The organism is Acidovorax sp. (assembly GCF_021287135.1).
In the GTDB taxonomy this organism is placed as follows: Bacteria; Pseudomonadota; Gammaproteobacteria; order Burkholderiales; family Burkholderiaceae_C; genus Acidovorax.
Genome location: NZ_JAJTBB010000021.1, coordinates 109,297 through 127,911, shown reverse-complemented (window position 1 = coordinate 127,911; position 18,615 = coordinate 109,297). Strand labels below are relative to the sequence as shown.

The 18,615-nt window shown below is 69.3% G+C and carries 17 protein-coding genes; 6 read left to right on the top strand and 11 right to left on the bottom strand.

Annotated elements, in window-relative coordinates; all coding sequences use genetic code 11:
- Positions 1–7 precede the first annotated feature (7 nt).
- Positions 8–478, bottom strand: a complete 471-nt coding sequence (locus LWW96_RS05310; RefSeq protein ID WP_291484745.1) for a surface-adhesin E family protein — start codon at positions 476–478, stop codon at positions 8–10.
- Between the two features lie 25 nt (positions 479–503).
- Entirely contained in the window at positions 504–1,010 is a 507-nt protein-coding gene (locus tag LWW96_RS05305; protein WP_291484743.1) for an NAD(P)H-dependent oxidoreductase, read from the bottom strand.
- Between the two features lie 145 nt (positions 1,011–1,155).
- Here LWW96_RS05305 and LWW96_RS05300 point away from each other — a divergent pair, with 145 nt between their 5' ends.
- Positions 1,156–1,368 (top strand): hypothetical protein, encoded by a 213-nt coding sequence (locus LWW96_RS05300; protein ID WP_291484741.1) that lies wholly within the window; start codon positions 1,156–1,158, stop codon positions 1,366–1,368.
- Between the two features lie 22 nt (positions 1,369–1,390).
- Here the strand turns inward: LWW96_RS05300 and LWW96_RS05295 are convergent, their stop codons facing one another.
- The gene (locus LWW96_RS05295) at positions 1,391–3,322 is read right to left on the bottom strand and encodes a sigma-54-dependent Fis family transcriptional regulator (protein WP_291484739.1); all 1,932 of its coding nucleotides are present in this window, start codon (positions 3,320–3,322) and stop codon (positions 1,391–1,393) included.
- A gap of 305 nt (positions 3,323–3,627) precedes the next feature.
- Here LWW96_RS05295 and adh point away from each other — a divergent pair, with 305 nt between their 5' ends.
- From adh to LWW96_RS05280, 3 genes are all read left to right on the top strand, one after another.
- Positions 3,628–5,151, top strand: coding sequence for an aldehyde dehydrogenase (gene adh, locus LWW96_RS05290; RefSeq protein ID WP_291484737.1), 1,524 nt, complete (start codon positions 3,628–3,630; stop codon positions 5,149–5,151).
- A gap of 161 nt (positions 5,152–5,312) precedes the next feature.
- The gene (gene yiaY, locus LWW96_RS05285; RefSeq protein WP_291484735.1) at positions 5,313–6,470 is read left to right on the top strand and encodes an L-threonine dehydrogenase; all 1,158 of its coding nucleotides are present in this window, start codon (positions 5,313–5,315) and stop codon (positions 6,468–6,470) included.
- A 25-nt stretch (positions 6,471–6,495) separates the two neighbouring features.
- Positions 6,496–6,897, top strand: coding sequence for a DUF779 domain-containing protein (locus LWW96_RS05280; protein ID WP_291484734.1), 402 nt, complete (start codon positions 6,496–6,498; stop codon positions 6,895–6,897).
- Positions 6,898–6,942: 45 nt separating this feature from the next.
- Here the strand turns inward: LWW96_RS05280 and LWW96_RS05275 are convergent, their stop codons facing one another.
- The 8 genes from LWW96_RS05275 to LWW96_RS05240 form a co-directional block, all read right to left on the bottom strand.
- Positions 6,943–7,959, bottom strand: coding sequence for an SDR family oxidoreductase (locus tag LWW96_RS05275; RefSeq protein WP_291484732.1), 1,017 nt, complete (start codon positions 7,957–7,959; stop codon positions 6,943–6,945).
- 5 nt (positions 7,960–7,964) lie between these two features.
- A complete protein-coding gene (locus LWW96_RS05270; RefSeq protein ID WP_291484730.1) occupies positions 7,965–8,117 on the bottom strand; it encodes a hypothetical protein in 153 nt (50 codons plus the stop codon).
- A 126-nt stretch (positions 8,118–8,243) separates the two neighbouring features.
- Positions 8,244–9,002 (bottom strand): alpha/beta fold hydrolase, encoded by a 759-nt coding sequence (locus tag LWW96_RS05265; RefSeq protein ID WP_291484728.1) that lies wholly within the window; start codon positions 9,000–9,002, stop codon positions 8,244–8,246.
- Positions 8,986–10,149 carry a DUF3182 family protein gene (locus LWW96_RS05260; RefSeq protein WP_291484726.1) on the bottom strand — a complete coding sequence of 388 codons (1,164 nt, stop codon included), beginning with the start codon at positions 10,147–10,149 and terminating at the stop codon, positions 8,986–8,988. The genes LWW96_RS05265 and LWW96_RS05260 overlap by 17 nt, the downstream gene beginning before the upstream one ends.
- A gap of 265 nt (positions 10,150–10,414) precedes the next feature.
- Positions 10,415–11,692: a benzoyl-CoA 2,3-epoxidase subunit BoxA gene (boxA, locus tag LWW96_RS05255; RefSeq protein ID WP_291484724.1), complete on the bottom strand. Its 1,278-nt coding sequence runs from the start codon at positions 11,690–11,692 to the stop codon at positions 10,415–10,417.
- A gap of 44 nt (positions 11,693–11,736) precedes the next feature.
- Entirely contained in the window at positions 11,737–13,164 is a 1,428-nt protein-coding gene (boxB, locus tag LWW96_RS05250) for a benzoyl-CoA 2,3-epoxidase subunit BoxB (RefSeq protein WP_291484722.1), read from the bottom strand.
- A 75-nt stretch (positions 13,165–13,239) separates the two neighbouring features.
- Positions 13,240–14,910, bottom strand: a complete 1,671-nt coding sequence (gene boxC, locus LWW96_RS05245; RefSeq protein WP_291484720.1) for a 2,3-epoxybenzoyl-CoA dihydrolase — start codon at positions 14,908–14,910, stop codon at positions 13,240–13,242.
- Positions 14,911–15,063: 153 nt separating this feature from the next.
- Entirely contained in the window at positions 15,064–15,978 is a 915-nt protein-coding gene (locus LWW96_RS05240; protein ID WP_291484984.1) for a helix-turn-helix transcriptional regulator, read from the bottom strand.
- 250 nt (positions 15,979–16,228) lie between these two features.
- Between LWW96_RS05240 and LWW96_RS05235 the strand changes: the two genes are divergently transcribed.
- Positions 16,229–17,779 carry a benzoate-CoA ligase family protein gene (locus tag LWW96_RS05235; protein WP_291484719.1) on the top strand — a complete coding sequence of 517 codons (1,551 nt, stop codon included), beginning with the start codon at positions 16,229–16,231 and terminating at the stop codon, positions 17,777–17,779.
- The gene (locus LWW96_RS05230) at positions 17,776–18,609 is read left to right on the top strand and encodes an alpha/beta hydrolase (RefSeq protein WP_291484717.1); all 834 of its coding nucleotides are present in this window, start codon (positions 17,776–17,778) and stop codon (positions 18,607–18,609) included. Before LWW96_RS05235 ends, LWW96_RS05230 begins: the two co-directional genes overlap by 4 nt.
- Positions 18,610–18,615 lie beyond the last annotated feature (6 nt).

Here is an 18,615-nt window from a genome sequence, read left to right as displayed (position 1 = left end):
GCGGGTGTTAGCCGCCCCGCAGGGCGATGGAGCAGGCGGCCTTGATCAGCCGGTCCCTGGGGTTGGCTTCCATGTCGGCAAAGGCCACCTCCCGCCCGTCGCGCTCGGTGTACTCCACGATGCGGAGCTTGCCGCGCCACAGCGGTTGCTCAAACAGCGACAAGGTGCGGTGCCAGGACTTGAGCTCGGTGCAGTCCACCACCGCGGTGGAGTAGTAAGACCGGTAGGGCTGCCCGTCAAACCCCGTCCGCGGCTTCGCCCGGTTGACCCGCAGCTTGACCAGACGCATCGACTCGAAGGCGACGGCGCTGGTGGCGTCCACCTCCACCGTGTCCACAGCAGCGTCTCCGGAATCGCCCACCACCGTGAGCCACATGGACTCCCCCGCCAGGGCGTTGCAGGCCGCCGCAGCGCACACCAGCGCCGCCGCGCCGGCGCGCAGACGGATGATCCAGGCAGGGCGGCGGTCGCTGGTCATGGGGCTGGCGCTGGTCGGAGCGGGCTCAGAAAACGCCCAGCGCCAAGCCTTGCGCAAAGGCTTCGCCCAGCGTCCTGCAGCGCAGAAGGGCGTCGTCGGGAATGCGCTTGGGCGCCAGGATGGCTTGCGGAGTCTGGGCATGGGTGCACACGATCAGGGGTTCGGCAACGGGTTTCAGGCGCCAGCCGGTGGCGATCCGCTCGATCTGTCTGGCGGCACCCTGTCCATCGGTGCCGGCGCAGACCAGGCTGGCGTACGGGCGGCCGTTCACTTGATCAAGCACTGCATAGTAACTGCGATCAAAGAAGTCCTTGAGCTGCCCGCTGATGGCCGCGAGATTCTCGGGCGTGGCGAACACGTAGCCGTCAGCGCCCAGGATGTCCGAAGCGCCGGCCTGCGCCGCGTGCAGCAGCCGCACCTGCACAGGGGCTTGCGGATCGGCCGCGGCTCCGTCGCACGCCGCCTGGGCCATCTGGCGGGTTCCGTCCGTCATCGAGTGGTAGACGATCAGCAGGGTCTTGCGCGGTGCCATGCGCTGCATCATCCCACGCGCAGGGGCCGCGCGGCAGCTGTTGCGCCCCCGCACCGATCCTGAACAGGCCCGAAGGGCGCTTGGCCTACACCGACGGCCCGGGGGCGCGCCCACAATCGGCAGCCACCGAACAATGGGAGCTGACATGCCGGATCCATGGGAGCAGGAAGAGAACGTCTTTGGCGAATCCGACGGCACGTCGTATTCCGCCGTGCTGGGGCGGACCCGCCAGGGCGAGTTCACCGTGCGCAGCCTGCTGGTGGACGGCCACAACGTCCCGGTCAGCGATGCCGTATGGCCGTCGCGCGAGCAGGCCGTGGACGCGGTCCGGGCCTATGCCCGGGGCGACCGCCGGTAAGCCCGGCAGCGGCCCACCGCCCTCAGCGTGCCGCGCGCTGCTTGCGCTGCGCCAGCTTGCGGTAGAGCGTCTGGCGGCTGATGCCCAGAGTGCGGGCCGCATGGCTCATGTTGCCGCGGCAGCTCTCCAGGGCTTGCTGGATGGCAGACTGCGACAGCTCGTCCAGATTCTGCGGGGCGCGTGCCGGCTGCGGCTCGGCGGCAAACCGTTCCGCGCGCTGAAGCTCATGCTGGAAGTCGTCGGGCAGGTGGTGCCATTCCACCCGGTCTTCGTGCGCGTCCAGCATGGCGACGGCGGTGCGCAGCACGCTGGCGCACTGGCGCAGGTTGCCGGGCCAGCGGTAGTTCTGCAGGGCCGCCATGACGGAGGGCGCCAGGCGCAGCGTGCGGCCCGGCTCGATGCTCTGCAACAGTTGCTGGCTCAGCGCCTCGAAATCGGTGCGCTCGCGCAACGGCGGCAACTCCACGGCAAGCCCGTTGATCCGGTAGTACAGGTCGGAGCGGAACCGGCCTTGCTCTGCCTCCTCGCGCAGATGGCGGTGGGACGCGCATACCAGGGCGAAATCCACGGCCACCGGCTGCGCGCTGCCCAGCGGCACCACCTGGCGCTCTTGCAGCACGCGCAGCAGCCGGGTTTGCAGCGCCAGCGGCATGTCGCCAATTTCGTCCAGAAACAGCGTGCCGCCATGGGCTTCGCGCAGCAAGCCTGCACGCCCCTCGCGCCGCCCGCCGGTGAACGCACCCGCGGCGTAGCCAAACAGCTCCGATTCGATCAGCGATTCCGGCAGCGCGGCACAGTTGACGGCCACAAACGGGCCGTTGCGGCGCGGGCCGCTCTGGTGGGCACTGCGTGCAAACCACTCCTTGCCCACGCCCGATTCGCCCTGGATCAGCAGGGGAATCGGCTTGTCCAGCACCCGCCGCGTTTTGGCGGCCGCGGCGCGCCAGCGCGCGTCCCCGGTGTCCAGCCGCGCCAGGGCGTCGTCCGGCGCCTGCGGGGTGGGGGGCTGCGCGGGCGTGGCACGCACAGTTCGCCGGTCGGGCACCAACTGGCCGAACAGGGCCGCGCCATCGTGGCGCCGCAGGGACAGCGGGGCCTCCGGGCGGCGCTGGTGCCGCTGCATCAGATCGTCCAGGCGGGCGTCCAGCACCTGGTCCAGGGAGACGCTGCCGAGCTGTCCCGCTGACAGGCGCAACATCGCGAGGGCGCTGCGGTTGGCGCCGACCACCCACCCGTCCTCCGAGACCAGCACGATGCCCTCCGCCACCGTGCCGATCCCTTCGGGATGGGGGTGCAGGTGCAGGCGGATGTGCCGCTGGCTGCCGGACACCAGCAGGCGGTTCTCGATCATGTGGGCGGCCGTGCTCACCAGCCCGAGCGTGTGCGGATTGCCCCGGCTGTGCTCGCTGGAGATGTCCAGAATGCCCAGCAACTGCCCGGTGCCCGAAAGGATAGGCGCTGCGGCGCAGGTCAGAAAGCCGTTGCGTTCCAGAAAATGCTCCGCGCCGTGGACTTCCACGGGGGCCATCTCGGCCAGTGCGGTGCCGATGGCATTGGTGCCCCGCTGCGCTTCGTGCCAGGAGGCGCCGCTGGTCAGCGCCACCCGCTCGGCCTTGCCGAGAAAGTAGGGGTCGCCGCAGGTGTCCACCAGCGTCCCGCACGGGCTGGCCAGCACCACCACGCTCTGGCTGTCACGCACCTGCTCGAACAGGTATTCCATGACCGGGCGCGAGTGGGCCAGCAGTTCCTGGTGCAGGCTGCGCAGCTGCCGCAGGGCCGGGTGCTCCAGGTTGTCGTGGCAGCCCAGGCGCCCGGTGGGAGCCAGGCCGTTGTCCAGGCTGCGCCGCCAGGACCGCGCCAAGCGGTCGTCCACCAGGCCGCTGGGGCACTGGCCGGTTTCCAGCAGATGCTGCCGCGCTTGCCGCAGCGCCACGGATGTGGATGTTGAACGCATCGGGTTTGTCTCCGTCCCCGGGCGTCGTCGCGCCTTTTCAGTGGGGTCGGCCCAGTATGGCGGCGCCCCGGTCCCCCGGCAAGCGCCACGACCCCCTGGCCCGGTCAACTGTTCCATTTCGAGACAGCTGTCGCGTTCTGGAGCGGACGCCCTGTCACACGCACCGTGCCGTGATTTGCAGGAAGCTCGTTGAAAATCAACGGGTTAGAAGCTTGTGGTGGGCTGGCACGGGATTTGATGCGTGGCTCGCATCTGGCAGGCGCTTGTGCTGCCAGATGTCCATAACACCACCGGAGACAACCACCATGACCGTGTATGCAGCCCCCGGCGCCGCTGGCGCCAAGATCGTCTACAAGCCCCGCTACGACAACTTCATCGGCGGCAAATTCGTGGCCCCGGTCAAGGGCCAGTACTTCGACGTGATCTCGCCGGTCAACGGCAAGGTCTACACGCAGGCCGCCCGCTCCACCGCCGAAGACATCGAACTCGCGCTGGACGCCGCCCACGCCGCGGCCGACAAGTGGGGCAAGACCGACGCCGCCACCCGCGCCAACGTCCTGCTCAAGATTGCCGACCGCATCGAGCAGAACCTGGAACTGCTGGCCTATGCCGAAACCGTGGACAACGGCAAGGCCATCCGCGAGACGCTCAACGCCGACATCCCCCTGACCGCGGACCACTTCCGCTACTTTGCGGGCTGCGTGCGCGCGCAGGAAGGCGGCATCAGCGAGATCGACGAGAACACCATGGCGTACCACATCCACGAACCGCTGGGCGTGGTGGGCCAGATCATTCCGTGGAACTTCCCCATCCTGATGGCTGCGTGGAAGCTGGCCCCCGCCCTGGGCGCAGGCAACTGCGTGGTGCTCAAGCCTGCCGAGTCCACGCCCATTTCCATCCTGGTGCTGGTCGAGCTGATTGCCGACCTGCTGCCCCCGGGCGTGCTCAACATCGTCAACGGCTTCGGCCGCGAGGCGGGCATGCCGCTGGCCACCAGCAAGCGCATCGCCAAGATTGCGTTCACCGGCTCCACCAGCACCGGCCGCGTCATCGCCCAGGCCGCCGCCAACAACCTGATCCCCGCCACGCTGGAGCTGGGTGGCAAGAGTCCCAACATCTTCTTTGCCGACATCATGGACAAGGACGATGCCTTCCTGGACAAGGCCATTGAAGGCCTGGTGCTGTTTGCGTTCAATCAGGGCGAGGTCTGCACCTGCCCCAGCCGTGCGCTGATCCAGGAAAGCATTTACGACAAGTTCATGGAACGTGTCCTGAAGCGCGTGGCCGCCATCAAGCACCAGAACCCGCTGGACACCGACAGCATGATGGGTGCGCAGGCGTCCAAGGAGCAGCTCACCAAAATCCTCTCGTACCTCGACCTGGGCAAGCAGGAGGGCGCCGAGGTGCTCGCCGGCGGCGGCCAGGCCCATCTGGGCGGCGACCTGGAGGGCGGCTATTACGTGCAGCCCACGCTGTTCAAGGGCCACAACAAGATGCGCATCTTCCAGGAAGAGATCTTCGGCCCCGTGCTGGCCGTGACCACCTTCAAGGACGAGGCCGAGGCGCTGGCCATTGCCAACGACACGCTGTACGGCCTGGGCGCCGGCGTGTGGAGCCGCAACGGCAACGTGGCCTACCGCATGGGCCGCGCCATCAAGGCCGGTCGCGTGTGGACCAACTGCTACCACGCCTACCCGGCGCACGCGGCCTTCGGTGGCTACAAGGAATCGGGCATCGGCCGCGAGACCCACAAGATGATGCTGGACCACTACCAGCAGACCAAGAACTTGCTCGTGAGCTACAGCGAAAACAAGCTGGGCTTCTTTTGACAGGCCGCAAGGGCTGAGGCGGCTTGCCCGCCTCGGTGCGCCCGTGCGGGCGTACGATTTTTGGCGAAGCGGCCTGCCCCGGGGAGTCCATTGCCCGGGGCCGTGCCAGCCAGCGCGGCTGGCGCGCGGGCCGTCGGTTCAATCCATCCAGGAGGTTCGCGATGAGCAGCAGTACGTTTTTCATGCCCAGTGTCAACATCATGGGCGCAGGGTGCCTGCAGGAGGCCATCACGGCCCTGAAGGGCCACGGCTTTCGCAAGGCACTGATCGTGACCGATGCCGTGCTCAGCAAGCTGGGCGTGGCGGCACGCATCCAGGCGCAGCTGGCCGCGGAGCAGATTGCGTCGGTGGTGTTTGACGGCACCCAGCCCAACCCCACGGTGGGCAATGTGCGCGCCGGGCTGGCGCAGCTGCGGGCCGAGCAGTGCGACTTCGTGATCTCGCTAGGCGGCGGCTCGCCCCACGACTGCGCCAAGGGCATCGCCCTGTGCGCCACCAATGGCGGCGAGATTGCCGACTATGAAGGCGTGGACCGCTCCGCCAAGCCCCAACTGCCGCTGGTGGCCATCAACACCACCGCCGGCACCGCCAGCGAGATGACGCGCTTTTGCATCATCACCGACGAGACGCGGCACATCAAGATGGCCATCGTGGACCGCAACGTCACGCCCCTCCTGTCCGTCAACGACCCCGAGCTGATGCTGGCCAAGCCCAAGGGGCTGACCGCTGCCACCGGCATGGATGCCCTGACCCATGCGGTGGAGGCCTATGTGTCCACCGCCGCCACGCCCATCACCGACGCCTGCGCGCTGAAGGCGGTGGAGCTGATTGCCCGCCACCTGCGCACCGCCGTGAACCATGGCGATGACTTGAATGCCCGCGAGCAGATGGCGTATGCGCAGTTCCTGGCGGGCATGGCGTTCAACAACGCATCGCTGGGTTATGTGCATGCCATGGCACACCAGCTGGGCGGCTTTTACGACCTGCCCCACGGCGTGTGCAACGCGCTGCTGCTGCCGCATGTGGAGGCGTTCAACGTTTCCACGTCGGCCGCGCGCCTGCGCGACGTGGCCCAGGCGATGGGTGTGGACGTGGCGGGGCTGGACGCCGAAGCGGGCGCCCAGGCCTGCCTGGCCGCCATCCGCCAGCTGGCGCTGGACATCGGCATCCCCAAGTGCCTGGCCGACCTCGGCGTGAAGGACGGCGACATCCCGTTGCTGGCCGCCAACGCGCTCAAGGACGCCTGCGGACTTACCAACCCGCGCCCTGCCACGCAGGCCGACATCGAAGGCATCTTCCGCGGTGCCATGACGGCCTGATCGCCGCAGCAGCGCAGCCCCTGCCATGTCCACCGCACCGCCCCCGCCGCCGCCCCGCGTGGTGGCCACGCCGGCCGCACTGGAACTGCTGGCCCTGCTGCAGGCCCAGCACGGGCGGGACCTGCTGTTTCACCAGAGTGGCGGGTGCTGCGACAACAGCGCCGCCAACTGCTACCTGCCCACCGACCTCACCATCGGCGCGCAGGACGTGCTGCTGGGGGAGGTGGGTGGCGTGCCGTTCTACATCGGAAAGTCGCAGTACGCGTACTGGCAGCACACCCAGCTCATCCTGGACGTGGTGGAAGGGCAGGGCGGCACGTTCTCGCTGGAAGGCAACACGGGCAAGGCCTTCCACACGCGGTCGCGGCTGTTTACCGATGCGGAATGGGCGGCCCTTGAGGCCACGGTGGCCTGGGACCTGGCCTGACGCGGCGGGCGGTGCGGGCCGCCCTGGCGCGCTCCGCACCCGCCGCTAGGCGCCGTCGCCCGCCGTGCCGGTGATCGGCAGCACCGTGCCCGTGATATAGCTGGAGCAGCACGGCGCCGCCAAAAACACATAGGCGGGCGAGATCTCCTCCGGCTGGGCCGGGCGGCCCAGGTGCGTCTGCTGCCCGAACTTTGCAATGTCCTCGGGCGACTTGTCTGCCGGGTTCAGTGGCGTCCAGACCGGGCCGGGCGCCACCGCGTTCACGCGGATGCCCTGGTCGGCCAGGTTGTGCGCCAGCGCCTTGGTGAAGGCGTGGATGGCCCCCTTGGTGGCCGAATAGTCCAGCAGCTCCTTGCTGCCCTTGAGCCCGGTGACCGAGCCCGTGTTGATGATGGCGTCGCCCCGCTGCAGGTGGGGCAGGGCGGCCTTGGCCATGTGGAAATAGCCGTAGATGTTGGTGCGGAAGGTTTCGTCAAAACGCTCTTCGGTCAGGTCTTCCAGCGACGCCGCATGTTCCTGGAACGCCGCGTTGTTCACCAGCACATTGAGTTTGCCAAACGCCTTCACCACCTGGCGCACGGCGTCGGCGCAGAACGACGCATTCTTCACATCGCCCGCGAGGGTGATGCATCGGCGGCCCTCGGCCTCCACCAGCTCGCGTGTTTGCTCCGCGTCGTCGTGTTCGGAGAGGTAGGCGATGGCCACGTCCGCGCCTTCGCGCGCAAACAGCACCGCCACGGCCCGGCCAATGCCCGAGTCGCCGCCGGTGATGAGGGCCGAAAACCCTTCCAGCTTGCCGCTGCCGCGGTAGTGGGGCGCCTGGTACTGGGGGGCCAGCTGCATGTCGGCCTCGTGGCCGGGTTTGGTCAGGTGCTGCTGCGGCAGCGGTGGCGCAGGCTCGCCGCGGCCGGGGCCGGGGCCGGGCGCGGGCTGCGCTTCGGGCGCGGCCTGCGACGCCTGTGCGGCGCGCTGGTCCTGCTGGTCTTGCGCGGACTGGATGCGCTGTTGCTTCTGGGTGGTCGCGTCGCTCGGCGGTGCAGCGGTGGATGGGGAGGGTGGCAACGCGGTCAGCCCAGGGGTTTCCACACCGGGGGCTCAGGCTCGGGGAACCGCAGCGGAACCGGGCGCGTGCGTGCCATGGCTTCCCACTGGCGCAAGCGCTTGAGCGCACGGGGCTTGAGGTGGTAGGAGTCCAAACCGGAGCGGTGGGTCTTTGACATGGGGCCTCCAGAACGTTGTCGGGGTGATCCCATTGGCCCACCTGGCAGGCAGCCCGGCTGTCGGACAAGGTTGATGAAGACCATCAGCGGCCGCGCCTCCACGGGGCGGCCAGGGCCGTGGCGCGCTCAGGAGGGCGCGGGGGCCGCAGAGTCCTTGGTGATCCCCATCATTTCCTTCATCCACTTCACCAGCATGGCGGTGTAGGCCTCGCTCCATTCGGGCTTCGCCAGGCTGTGGTCCGCGTCCTTGATGACCCGGTAGGTCATGGACCGGGTGCGCAGAAAGGCCGCACGGTAGTTCTCGATGACGGGGTGGGGCACGATGGTGTCGTGCTCGGACTCGACCAGGAGCACGTCGCCTTCGAAGATCGCGCTGGCGGCCAGGGCGCGGTTGCTGCTGGGCGGCAGCTTCATGGCGCGGTAGCGTGCAATCTCCTGCCGGTCCAGGTGCTGCTTGGACACCAGCCAGTCCTCGTCCTTGTACAGCGCCGGGGCGCGCAGGGCCATCCAGCGGATGGGCCGCAGCGCGCTGAGCACGGCGGCCAGGTACCCGCCATAGCTGCTGCCCACCACCGCCACGGCGTTGGCATCCACGGCCGGGTGGCCGGTGAGCAGGTCGTACGCGGCCAGCATGTCGTTGAGGTTGTCCTCGCGCGTGACGGTGTCGCGGTGGGCCTTGTCGCGCGCATGGCCCCGCAAGTCGAAGGTCAGGCAGATGCAGCCCAGGGCCGCGATGGCGTGCGCCCGGGCCAGGTATTGCTGCTGGCTGCCGTCCCAGCCGTGCACGAGCATCACGCCGGGCACCACGGTGTCCGGCGCCACCAGCGTGCCGGCAATGGTGCGGTCCCCCGAGGGGATCTGAACCGTTCTATGCCGTGTGGCCATCGCGCAGCACCTCGGCGTATTTGGTGAGAGGGCCGGCCTCGGGGTCCTCGCCCTGGAAATACAGCGTGGCCCGCTCGGGCACGCGGGCCGCCGGCCCGTAGCGTTCCACGCAACGCGCTTGGACGGTGTGCAGCGCCCCGTCGGCTTGGAACGCCTCCAGTGCCGCCACCTCGGCGCCCGTGGCGCCCCCGATGCGCCAGGACTGTTCCAGCACGCCTGAGCGCCATTGGCCGTCCGCGTCCAGGCCTTGCGCCACGTCGTAGTTGATGCGCGACGCGTAAAAGCCGGGATAGCAGTCGCGCACGGCCGCGTCGTACGCCAGGGCCTGGTCCACGGCCGTGCGCACCGGGCCGGCACCCAGGGCGGCCCGCAGCGCGTGGAAGTCGCCCCGCACCACTGTCAGGTCCGAGCCGCCGTAGGCCTGCGCGCCGGTGTTGTCCGTGGTGAGGTACTGCACGCCATGGTAGGAAGCCAGCACGCCGGCCACGCGCACCTGGCCTACGCTGTAGGTCCGCACTTCGGTCAGGTTGCGCTCCAGCACTACGCCCTGCTCCAGCACGGCGGCATGGTCCAGCGCCGCCAGGCAGGCGGCCAGCGCGGGCGCATCGCGCACCACCGTCTGGCCGCGGCCACCGGTGGCGCCCACGGGCTTCACGCGCACGGCGCCCGCGGCCAGCAGCGCTTCCCCCGCGCGTTGGGCGTCCGGGCGGGAGAACGCGGCAAAGCCGGGCAGCACGGCGTGGTGGATGAGGCCCGCCAGCGCGGTGTTCCAGCCGGCAGGGGCGGCGGCATCGGCGGCCACCAGCGGGTGGCTGATGGCCTTGGTGGCCACGAACGCGTGCGGCACCACGCCGCCCAGCAGATCGTCCGGCCCGACGATCCCGAGTGGCTGCGCCACGGCCGCAAGCAAGGTGTCGCTGGGCACCAGGTAGGTGCGCCGGGGCCACAGCGGCTGGGGAATTTCTTCAATGCAGGCGCAGCCCTTGAGGGCCGCCACGCGCCGGGCAATCTCCTGGCGGGTGGCCTGCTCGTGCACGCTGGCATGGCCGCGCAGGCCCTGGGTGAACGGCATGACCACCTCGGCGGCCAGCGCTGCGGCGGAAGGCGGGGGGACGGGCGAGTCGACGGACACGGGCAGGACGGTCATGCGCAGGCTCCTGGCGGCACCGGCACCACGGCAAAGAGCGTGGCGCCGCAGTGGGGGCTGTGCAATCGTAGGGCGGTGTTGCCGGTGCGCCCTGTAGGACGAGCGAGCAACCCGGCCGCAGCGCCCGCTGGCGCACAAGGCGGCAGGGCGCGGGGCGCAGGTGGCTGCGTTGCAGAAAATTGCGCTACAAATTTGATAGCTGCTTGCGCTTGTGCAGCAAGCGCTACGGCCCCATTTGGCCAAGAACTGGCGTGTTTGCGCCCGTTCAATAGGTTTCCAGGTGCAGGCGCCCTTCGCGCTGCAGGGTGGCCCCCAGCGTTTCCCAAGCGAGTCCGCTGTCCTCGGCAATGTCGCGCAGGGCCAGCACCACGCCTTCTTCCATGCTCTTGAGCCCGCACACGTAAAAGTGCGTGTTGCCGTCGCGCAGCAGCGCGGCCAGGTCCGCGGCGCGCTCGCGCATCAGGTCCTGCACGTAGCGCCGCGGCTGGCCCGGCGTGCGCGAGAACGCCAGGTGGATATCGATGAAATCCTTGGGCAGGCTCTGCAGCGGGCCGAAGTAGGGCAGTTCCTGCTGCGTGCGGGCGCCGAAGAACAAGAGCAGCTTGCCGCCCTCGAACTTGCCGCTGCTGCGCAGGCGGCGGCGCCATTCGGTCATGGCCCGCATGGGAGCGCTGCCGGTGCCGGTGCATACCATCACGATGTGCGAGCGCGGATGGTTGGGCATCAGGAACGAGCTGCCGAACGGCCCCACCACCTGCACCGTGTCGCCCACTCGCAGGTCGCATACGTAGTTGGAAGCCACGCCCCGCAGGGCGTTGCCCTGGTGGTCCACGGTCACCCGCTTCACCGTGAGCGCCAGGTTGTTGTAGCCCGGCCGCTCGCCGTTGCGCGGGCTGGCCACGGAGTACTGCCGCGCACGGTGCGGCCGGCCCTGCGCGTCCGTGCCGGGCGGGACGATGCCGATGGACTGCCCTTCCAGCACCGGAAACGGCAGGCTGCCGAAGTCCAGCACCACATGGTGCGTCTCGCTGGCAAAGCCGGCTTCGGTGCAGTTGTAGTTGCCCACCACGGTGGCGGTGGTGGGGCTCTTGGGCGGAAACAGGTTGGTGTAGGGGTGGGCGGCGGACCAGGGCGGCACGCTTGCGCCGTAGCGGGCCGCGTGGAACGGCTGCGCGCCGGGCTCGGCGCTCGGCGCCGCGGGTGCGGTGGCCGGCGCTGGCGTGGCGTGCTGCGACGCGTCCTCGGCGGCCCAGGCGCTGGGCGGTTGTTCGGCCGGCAGCGCGTCCCAGCCCAGCTGCTCCTCGATGCTGTAGGCGCGCGCCACCGGCACCGCGCGCCAGTTGTCGATGGAGCCCGTGGGGCAGGGCGCGATGCAGGCCATGCAGCCGTTGCACACCTCGGCCCGCACCACGTAGTTGCGGTCGTCGTGCGTGATGGCATTCACCGGGCAGGTGGCCTCGCAGGTGTTGCAGCGGATGCAGATCTCGGGGTCGATCAGGTGCTGCCGCAGGATGCCGTTGCCAATCAGCGGGGTCGTGTCCATGGTCTCAGGGGCGGCGCAAATTTCGACCGATGCCATGGCGGCCCCTAGTTGAAGCGCACGTATTCGAAATCGACGGGTTGCCGGTTGATGCCCATCACCGGCGGCGCGATCCAGCCCGCGAACTTGCCGGGCTCCGCCACGCGGCCCATGAGCGAGGCCACGAAGGCAAAGTCCTCGTCGGTGGGCAGCCATTCGCCCTTGCGTGCGGCCCACTCGGCCTCGCTCACCACGCGGCCGTCGGGCGACATGCGAATGCCCGCCAGTGCGCCGATCTGGCGGTTGAAGGCCTTGTGCGGCACGGCCAGCCGGCTGGCGATGCCCGCCTTTTCCAGCACCTTGTTCCAGCGCGCCACGCCGGCCATCGAGTCCTTGATGAAGTCGTCGCGCAGCACCTCGTTCAGGGCATTGAGCAGGGGCACTTCCTTTTCCACCAGCTGGCCGTTGTGCACCTCCAGCACGCGGTAGGTGTGGCCCTTGAGGATGTGGTCGTCCTCGCGCTTGCCCTCCTCGTACCGGCCCTTCAGGCCCGCGCTGTAGAACGTGGCGGCGTTGCTCGACTGGTCTGCGCCGAAGAGGTCGATGGTCACGCTGTAGTGGAAGTTCAGGTAGCGCTGGATGGTGGGCAGGTCGATGGCGCCGGCCGCGCGCACCCGGGCCGGGTCGTCGGTCTTGAGCTCGTTCATCACCTGCGCGGTGCGCGCCAGCACGCGCGAGATGCCGCTCTCGCCCACGAACATGTGGTGCGCTTCCTCGGTCAGCATGAACTTGGTGGTGCGCGCCAGCGGATCGAACGCGCTTTCGGCCAGCGCCGAGAGCTGGAACTTGCCGTCGCGGTCGGTGAAGTAGGTGAACATGAAGAAGGCCAGCCAGTCGGGCGTCTTCTCGTTGAAGGCGCCCAGGATGCGGGGGTTGTCCACGTCGCCCGACTGTCGCTGCAGCAGCGCCTCGGCCTCCTCGCGGCCGTCGCGGCCGAAGTGCTTGTGCAGCAGGTACACCATGGCCCAGAGGTGGCGCCCTTCCTCCACGTTGATCTGGAACAGGTTGCGCAGGTCGTACAGGCTGGGCGCCGTGAGGCCCAGGTGGCGCTGCTGCTCCACCGACGCGGGCTCGGTGTCGCCCTGCGTCACGATGATGCGGCGCAGGTTGGCGCGGTGCTCGCCGGGCACGTCTTGCCAGGCCTTCTCGCCCTTGTGGTCGCCGAAGTGGATCTCACGGTTGGCGTCGCCCGGGTTCAGGAAGATGCCCCAGCGGTAGTCGCGCATCTTCACATGGCCGAACTGCGCCCAGCCGCCCGGGTCCACGCTGACGGCGGTGCGCAGATAGACCTCATGGTTCGTCGAGCCCTCGGGGCCCACGTCGTCCCACCACTGGATGAAGTTGGGCTGCCAGCCCTCGAGCGCGCGCTGCAGCGTGCGGTCTTCGCCCAGGTTCACGTTGTTGGGAATCTTCTCGCTGTAGTTGATGGCGCTCATGGTTGTCTCCTGCAGGATGGGGAAGCCGGCGACCCGTTCGGCCTGCGCCAGAACGGCCGGGGTGGTGGTGGATGGCTAGACGCGGTTCCAGTCGAATCCGGCCTTCTCGCCCGTGCCATAGACCTTGAGCGCGCCCTTGTCGCCCACCGCGTTGGGGCGGTTGAAGATCCAGTTCTGCCACGCTGTCAGGCGGCCGAAGATGCGGGTTGCCATGTTCTCCTGGCCCGCAAAGCGCAGGTTCGCCTCCAGCCCGGTCAGCGCGTCGGGCGACATGGCGGCGCGCTCTTCGATGGCGATGCGGATTTCGTCGTCCCAGTCGATGTCATCGGGTGCGGCGGTGACCAGGCCCAGGCCCAGTGCGGCATCGGCGTCCAGCGCCTGGCCTGCGGCGGCGCGGGCGGCTTCCAGCGGGGCGCTTTCCGCGTAGAAGCGGCGCTGCAGGCGGCTTTGGCCGTTCACCAGCGGCAGCAGGCCAAAGTTGAATTCGTTGAGCGTGAGCCGGGGCGCGCGCGCGGCGTCGTCCGGCAGGGCCAGCATGTAGGTGCGGTCGGCCGCGAAGGCCAGTTCGGCCAGCGAGCCCGCGAAGGCCGAGCCTGGCTGCACCAGCGCGAACAGGCTGCGCGAGGACACATCCAGCCGCGCGAAGGTGCGGCGCAGCGCACCCAGGGTCTCACGCGCCAGCCAGTGGTCCTGGTGCGCCAGCAAGGTGGCGTCGCTGGCCAGCACGGCCTGCGCATCGCCCGCGGTCTGGAGCAGCCAGGTGCCGATCTGCAGTTCGTTGGTGCGCAGGTGCAGGATGGCATCGTCCAGCTCGCGCGCCAGCGCCAGCGGCCACCAGGCGGCGCCTGCGGCCTCGATGCCCGCGGCGTCCGTGGGCTGTGGCCCGGCGGGGGCGTGCAGCGTCAGCGTGGCGGTGCGGCGCATGCGGTCAATGTCGACATGGACGTGCGCGTAGCGCAGGCCGTCGGCTGTTTCGTCCCGCTCGATGCGCGGCAGCACGATGCCCCGGGCCTGCGCGGGGCGGGGGCTGCCCTGGGCCAGGCGCGCCGCCGTCTCCTGGACCACGGCGGCGAACTGCGCGGGCTTGGCAATGCGGTCCACCAGGCGCCAGTCCACCGCGCGCTGGCCGCGCACGCCCTCCACGCTGGTGCAGAAGATGTCGGCCAGATCGTGGCGCACATGGCGCTTGTCCGTGACGCGGGTCAGCCCGCCGGTGCCGGGCAGCACGCCCAGCAGCGGGACTTCGGGCAGCGACACGGCGGACGAGCGGTCGTCCACCAGCACGATCTCGTCGCAGGCCAGGGCCAGCTCGTAGCCGCCGCCGGCGCAGGCGCCGTTGACGGCGGCCACGAACTTGATGCCCGAGTGCTGCGAGGAATCCTCGATGCCGTTGCGCGTCTCGTTGGTGAACTTGCAAAAGTTCACTTTCCACGCGTGGCTGGAGACACCCAGCATGAAGATGTTGGCGCCCGAGCAGAAGACACGGTCCCGGGCGCTGGTGACCACCACGGTGCGCACGGTCGGGTGCTCAAAGCGGATGCGGTTGAGCGCGTCGTGCAGTTCGATGTCCACCCCGAGGTCGTAGCTGTTGAGCTTGAGCTTGTAGCCGGGGCGAATGCCGCCGTCTTCGGCAATGTCCAGGGTCAGGCGGGCGACCGGACCGTCCACCGAGAGCTTCCAGTGGCGGTACTGCGAAGGGTCGGTGCGGTAGTCAACGCGTGCAGGCGGCTGGGGCTCGGCGGTCATGGGCGTCTCTCTCGGAGAAAATAGGCAAAATAATGCAAATCAACCGTGTTGATGTGCATGATCATGCATGTTTTCGCCCAAGTCAATGCCTGCGGTGCCTGCACTGCCACGGCTGTGGTGGGCGCGGCTGGGGACCGCTGCGCGAATCGAGGCTCAGGTGGCGGCGCGGTCCATCAGCTGCCGCACGCCGGTGCGCAGCTGCCGCAAGCTCTCTTCCAGCGTGCGGCCGGAGGTGTCCACCGTCAGGTCGGCTTTCGAGTAGAAGGCCGCGCGCCCCTCCAGGATGCGGCGCAGGTCGTCCATGGCTTCCCGGCTGGCAGCCATCGGGCGCATGTCGCCTTGCGCAAGGACGCGGCCCATGTGCTCCTCGGGCGCGGCGCGCAGCCACACGGTGGTGCAATGCGCCAGCAATTCGTTGAACGTGGCGGGGTCCGAGACGATGCCCCCCGGCGTGGCAATCACGACGTCGGCGTGGATCTGCACCACCTCCTCCAGCGCGCGGCGCTCGTAGCGGCGGTAGGCCGTGGCGCCGTACAGGTCGTGGATCTCGCGCACGCTGCAACCGGCCAGGGCTTCGATCTCGCGGCTCAGCTCAATGAACGGCACGCCGAGATCGCGCGCCAGCAGCGGGCCCAGGGTGGACTTGCCCGCGCCGCGCAGCCCGATCAGCGCGATGCGCCCGTGCCGCGCCGTGTCGCTGGCGCCGCTGTTGAGCAGCGCGTGCAGCGCCAGCCGCGCCCGGCGCAGCTCGGCCTCGCTGCGGTGTTCCAGCAGTTCGCGGATCAGCAGCCACTCTGGCGAGCGGGTGGTGAAGTCGCCCAGCAGCTCGGCCAGCGGGCAGTGCAACGCGCTGGCGACTTGGTGGAGCACAAGGATGGATGCATTGCCCGTGCCGTACTCCAGGTTGGCAAGGTGCCGTTCCGACACCCCGGCCGCCTGGGCTGCGGCCTTGCGGGTCAGCCCGCGCTGCGCGCGCAGGTTGCGCACGCGTTCGCCCAGTGCCGTCAGCAGCGGGTTGCGGGCCTCGTCGGCGGTCTGCGGAAGTTCGGCGGTGTCAGAGGATTCCATGGAGCTTGGGCCGGGCCGCCGCGCCAGCGAGAGCGCGGAGGAGAGAGGGTTCATGCACTATAGTGCTTGACATCAGGTCAAGCACTAATTAAGGTTCATGCGGAGGCAAAATACTGCACATCTTCCGGTTCCGCAAGGACGCACATCAATGGCGTGCGCTGTGCTGATTGTCCCCGCCCGCCGACGCTTCCGGTTTTCCTTTTGATCCGCCAACGCGCCGGTGGCCCCCCAGGAACTTGGAGGCCCTCCCATGACCAGCCTGCCGGAACGGTTCAACTTTGCGGCGCATCTGTTCGATCTCAACCGGGAGCACGCCGGCCGCACGGCCTACATCGACGACCGCGGCCGCCTGGCGTATGGCGCGCTGGAAGACCGGGCGCGCCGGGTGGCCACGGTGCTGCTGGAGGCGGGCGTGCGGCGCGAGGAGCGTGTGCTGCTGCTGATGCATGACACCAGCGACTGGCCGGCGTGCTTTCTGGGGTGCCTGTATGCCGGCGTGGTGCCGGTGGCGGTGAACACGCTGCTCACGGTGGCCGACTATGCCTACATGCTGGCCCACAGCCGCGCCCAGGCCGCGCTGGTGTCGGGCGCGCTGCTGCCCGTGTTGTCGCAGGCCCTGGCGCAAGGCCCGCACGAGGTAGGGACGCTGCTGGTGTCCCAGTCCGTGGGCACGCTGCCCGCCGCAGCGCGCGATCTGGAGGCAGCCATCGGCGCCGCGCAGCCCTTGCCGGCCGCGGCGCCCACGGGGGCGGACGATCCCGGCTTCTGGCTGTATTCCTCGGGTTCCACCGGCAAGCCCAAGGGCACGGTGCACACCCACGGCAACCTGTGGTGGACGGCCGAGCTGTACGGCAAGCCCGTGCTGGGCCTCACCCGCGACGACGTGTGCTTCTCGGCCGCCAAGCTGTACTTTGCCTACGGACTGGGCAACGCGCTCACCTTCCCGCTGTCCGTGGGCGCCACGGTGGTGCTGATGGCCGAGCGCCCCACGCCCGATGCCACCTTCCAGCGCTGGGTGGAGCACCGGCCCACGGTGTTCTTCGGCGCGCCCACGGGCTTTGCGGGCATGCTGGCCTCGCCGCGGCTGCCGGAGCGCGCGGCGGTCGCCCTGCGCATGTGCTCCTCGGCCGGGGAGGCGCTGCCGGCCGAAATCGCCCAGCGTTTCAAGGCGCACTTCGGCTGCGACATCATCGACGGCATCGGCTCCACGGAGATGCTGCACATCTTCCTGTCCAACCGGCCCGGCGACATCCGCTACGGCACGACGGGCAAGCCCGTGCCGGGCTACGAGGTCGCGTTGCAGGGCGAAGACGGACAGCCCGTGGCCGACGGCGAGGTGGGCGAGCTGTACATTCGCGGCCCCAGCGCGGCGCTGCTGTACTGGGGCCAGCGCGACAAGACGCGCGAGACCTTCCAGGGCGGCTGGACCAAGAGCGGCGACAAGTACGTGCGCGACGCCGAGGGCTACTACACCTATGCCGGCCGCAGCGACGACATGCTCAAGGTCAGCGGCATCTACGTGTCGCCGTTCGAGGTGGAATCCACGCTGATGCAGCACCCCGCCGTGCTGGAGGCGGCGGTGATCGGCACGCAGGACGCCCAGGGCCTGACCAAGGCCAAGGCCTTCGTGGTGCTCAAGGACGGGCAGGCCGCCACGCAAGAGGCGCTGCAGGCCTTCGTGAAGGAGCGCCTGGCGCCCTACAAATACCCGCGCTTCATCGAGTTCCTTCCCGAGTTGCCCAAGACCGCCACGGGCAAGATCCAGCGCTTTCGGCTGCGCGAGCGGGAGGCGCGGGCATGAACGGCGAGAAGGCCGCCAGCGCCTTTGCCGCCGTGCCCTGGGGGGACCGCACGGTACGCCTGGAGTACCAATGGATCGCGCCGGAGCGCGAGGGCGCGCCGCTGGTGGTGTTCTTGCACGAAGGGCTGGGATCGCTGGCGATGTGGAAGGACTTCCCGCACCAGCTGTGCGCGGCGGGCGGGTTTCGCGGGCTGGTCTTTTCACGGCCGGGCTACGGGCGCTCCACGCCCCGGGCGCCGCAGGAGGCGTGGGGCGTGGACTTCATGCACCAGCAGGCGCAGCAGGTGCTGCCCGGTTTGCTCGCGGCCGTGGGTGTGCGGGAGCCGGTCTGGCTTTTCGGGCACAGCGACGGCGCGTCGATTGCGCTGCTGCATGCGGCCGCGTGTGCGCACAACGTGCGCGGGCTGGTGGTGCTGGCGCCGCACATCCTGGTGGAAGACATCACGGTGCGCAACATCGAGAAGGCCCGCGCCGCCTACCAGGCGGGCGACCTGCGTGCGCGGCTGGGCCGCTACCACGATGACCCGGATTCGGCCTTCTGGGGCTGGAACCGCATCTGGCTGGACCCCGCGTTCCGCACCTGGAACATCGAGGCCGAGCTGGCGTCGGTGGACGCGCCGGTGCTGGCCGTGCAGGGGCTCGATGACGAGTACGGCACGCTGGCGCAGATTCGCGGCATTGCGCAGCGTGTGCCCGGCACGCAGTTGCTGGAGCTGTCCAACTGCGGCCATTCGCCCCACCGCGACCGGCCCGCGGACGTGGTGCGTGAAACGGTGGCCTTCGTGCAGGCGGCAGACTCGCGCGCCCGAACAGCGGTCGGCCCGGCCTGAGCTGCG

Coding starts and splice junctions, on each gene's coding strand:
- yiaY (WP_291484735.1), top strand. CDS start 5,313: ATGAGCAGCAGTACGTTTTTCATGCCCAGTGTCAACATCATGGGCGCA.
- LWW96_RS05270 (WP_291484730.1), bottom strand. CDS start 8,117: ATGTCAAAGACCCACCGCTCCGGTTTGGACTCCTACCACCTCAAGCCC.
- LWW96_RS05300 (WP_291484741.1), top strand. CDS start 1,156: ATGCCGGATCCATGGGAGCAGGAAGAGAACGTCTTTGGCGAATCCGAC.
- boxA (WP_291484724.1), bottom strand. CDS start 11,692: ATGGACACGACCCCGCTGATTGGCAACGGCATCCTGCGGCAGCACCTG.
- LWW96_RS05260 (WP_291484726.1), bottom strand. CDS start 10,149: ATGACCGTCCTGCCCGTGTCCGTCGACTCGCCCGTCCCCCCGCCTTCC.
- LWW96_RS05280 (WP_291484734.1), top strand. CDS start 6,496: ATGTCCACCGCACCGCCCCCGCCGCCGCCCCGCGTGGTGGCCACGCCG.
- LWW96_RS05305 (WP_291484743.1), bottom strand. CDS start 1,010: ATGGCACCGCGCAAGACCCTGCTGATCGTCTACCACTCGATGACGGAC.
- LWW96_RS05240 (WP_291484984.1), bottom strand. CDS start 15,978: ATGGAATCCTCTGACACCGCCGAACTTCCGCAGACCGCCGACGAGGCC.
- LWW96_RS05235 (WP_291484719.1), top strand. CDS start 16,229: ATGACCAGCCTGCCGGAACGGTTCAACTTTGCGGCGCATCTGTTCGAT.
- boxB (WP_291484722.1), bottom strand. CDS start 13,164: ATGAGCGCCATCAACTACAGCGAGAAGATTCCCAACAACGTGAACCTG.
- boxC (WP_291484720.1), bottom strand. CDS start 14,910: ATGACCGCCGAGCCCCAGCCGCCTGCACGCGTTGACTACCGCACCGAC.
- LWW96_RS05265 (WP_291484728.1), bottom strand. CDS start 9,002: ATGGCCACACGGCATAGAACGGTTCAGATCCCCTCGGGGGACCGCACC.
- adh (WP_291484737.1), top strand. CDS start 3,628: ATGACCGTGTATGCAGCCCCCGGCGCCGCTGGCGCCAAGATCGTCTAC.
- LWW96_RS05310 (WP_291484745.1), bottom strand. CDS start 478: ATGACCAGCGACCGCCGCCCTGCCTGGATCATCCGTCTGCGCGCCGGC.
- LWW96_RS05230 (WP_291484717.1), top strand. CDS start 17,776: ATGAACGGCGAGAAGGCCGCCAGCGCCTTTGCCGCCGTGCCCTGGGGG.
- LWW96_RS05295 (WP_291484739.1), bottom strand. CDS start 3,322: ATGCGTTCAACATCCACATCCGTGGCGCTGCGGCAAGCGCGGCAGCAT.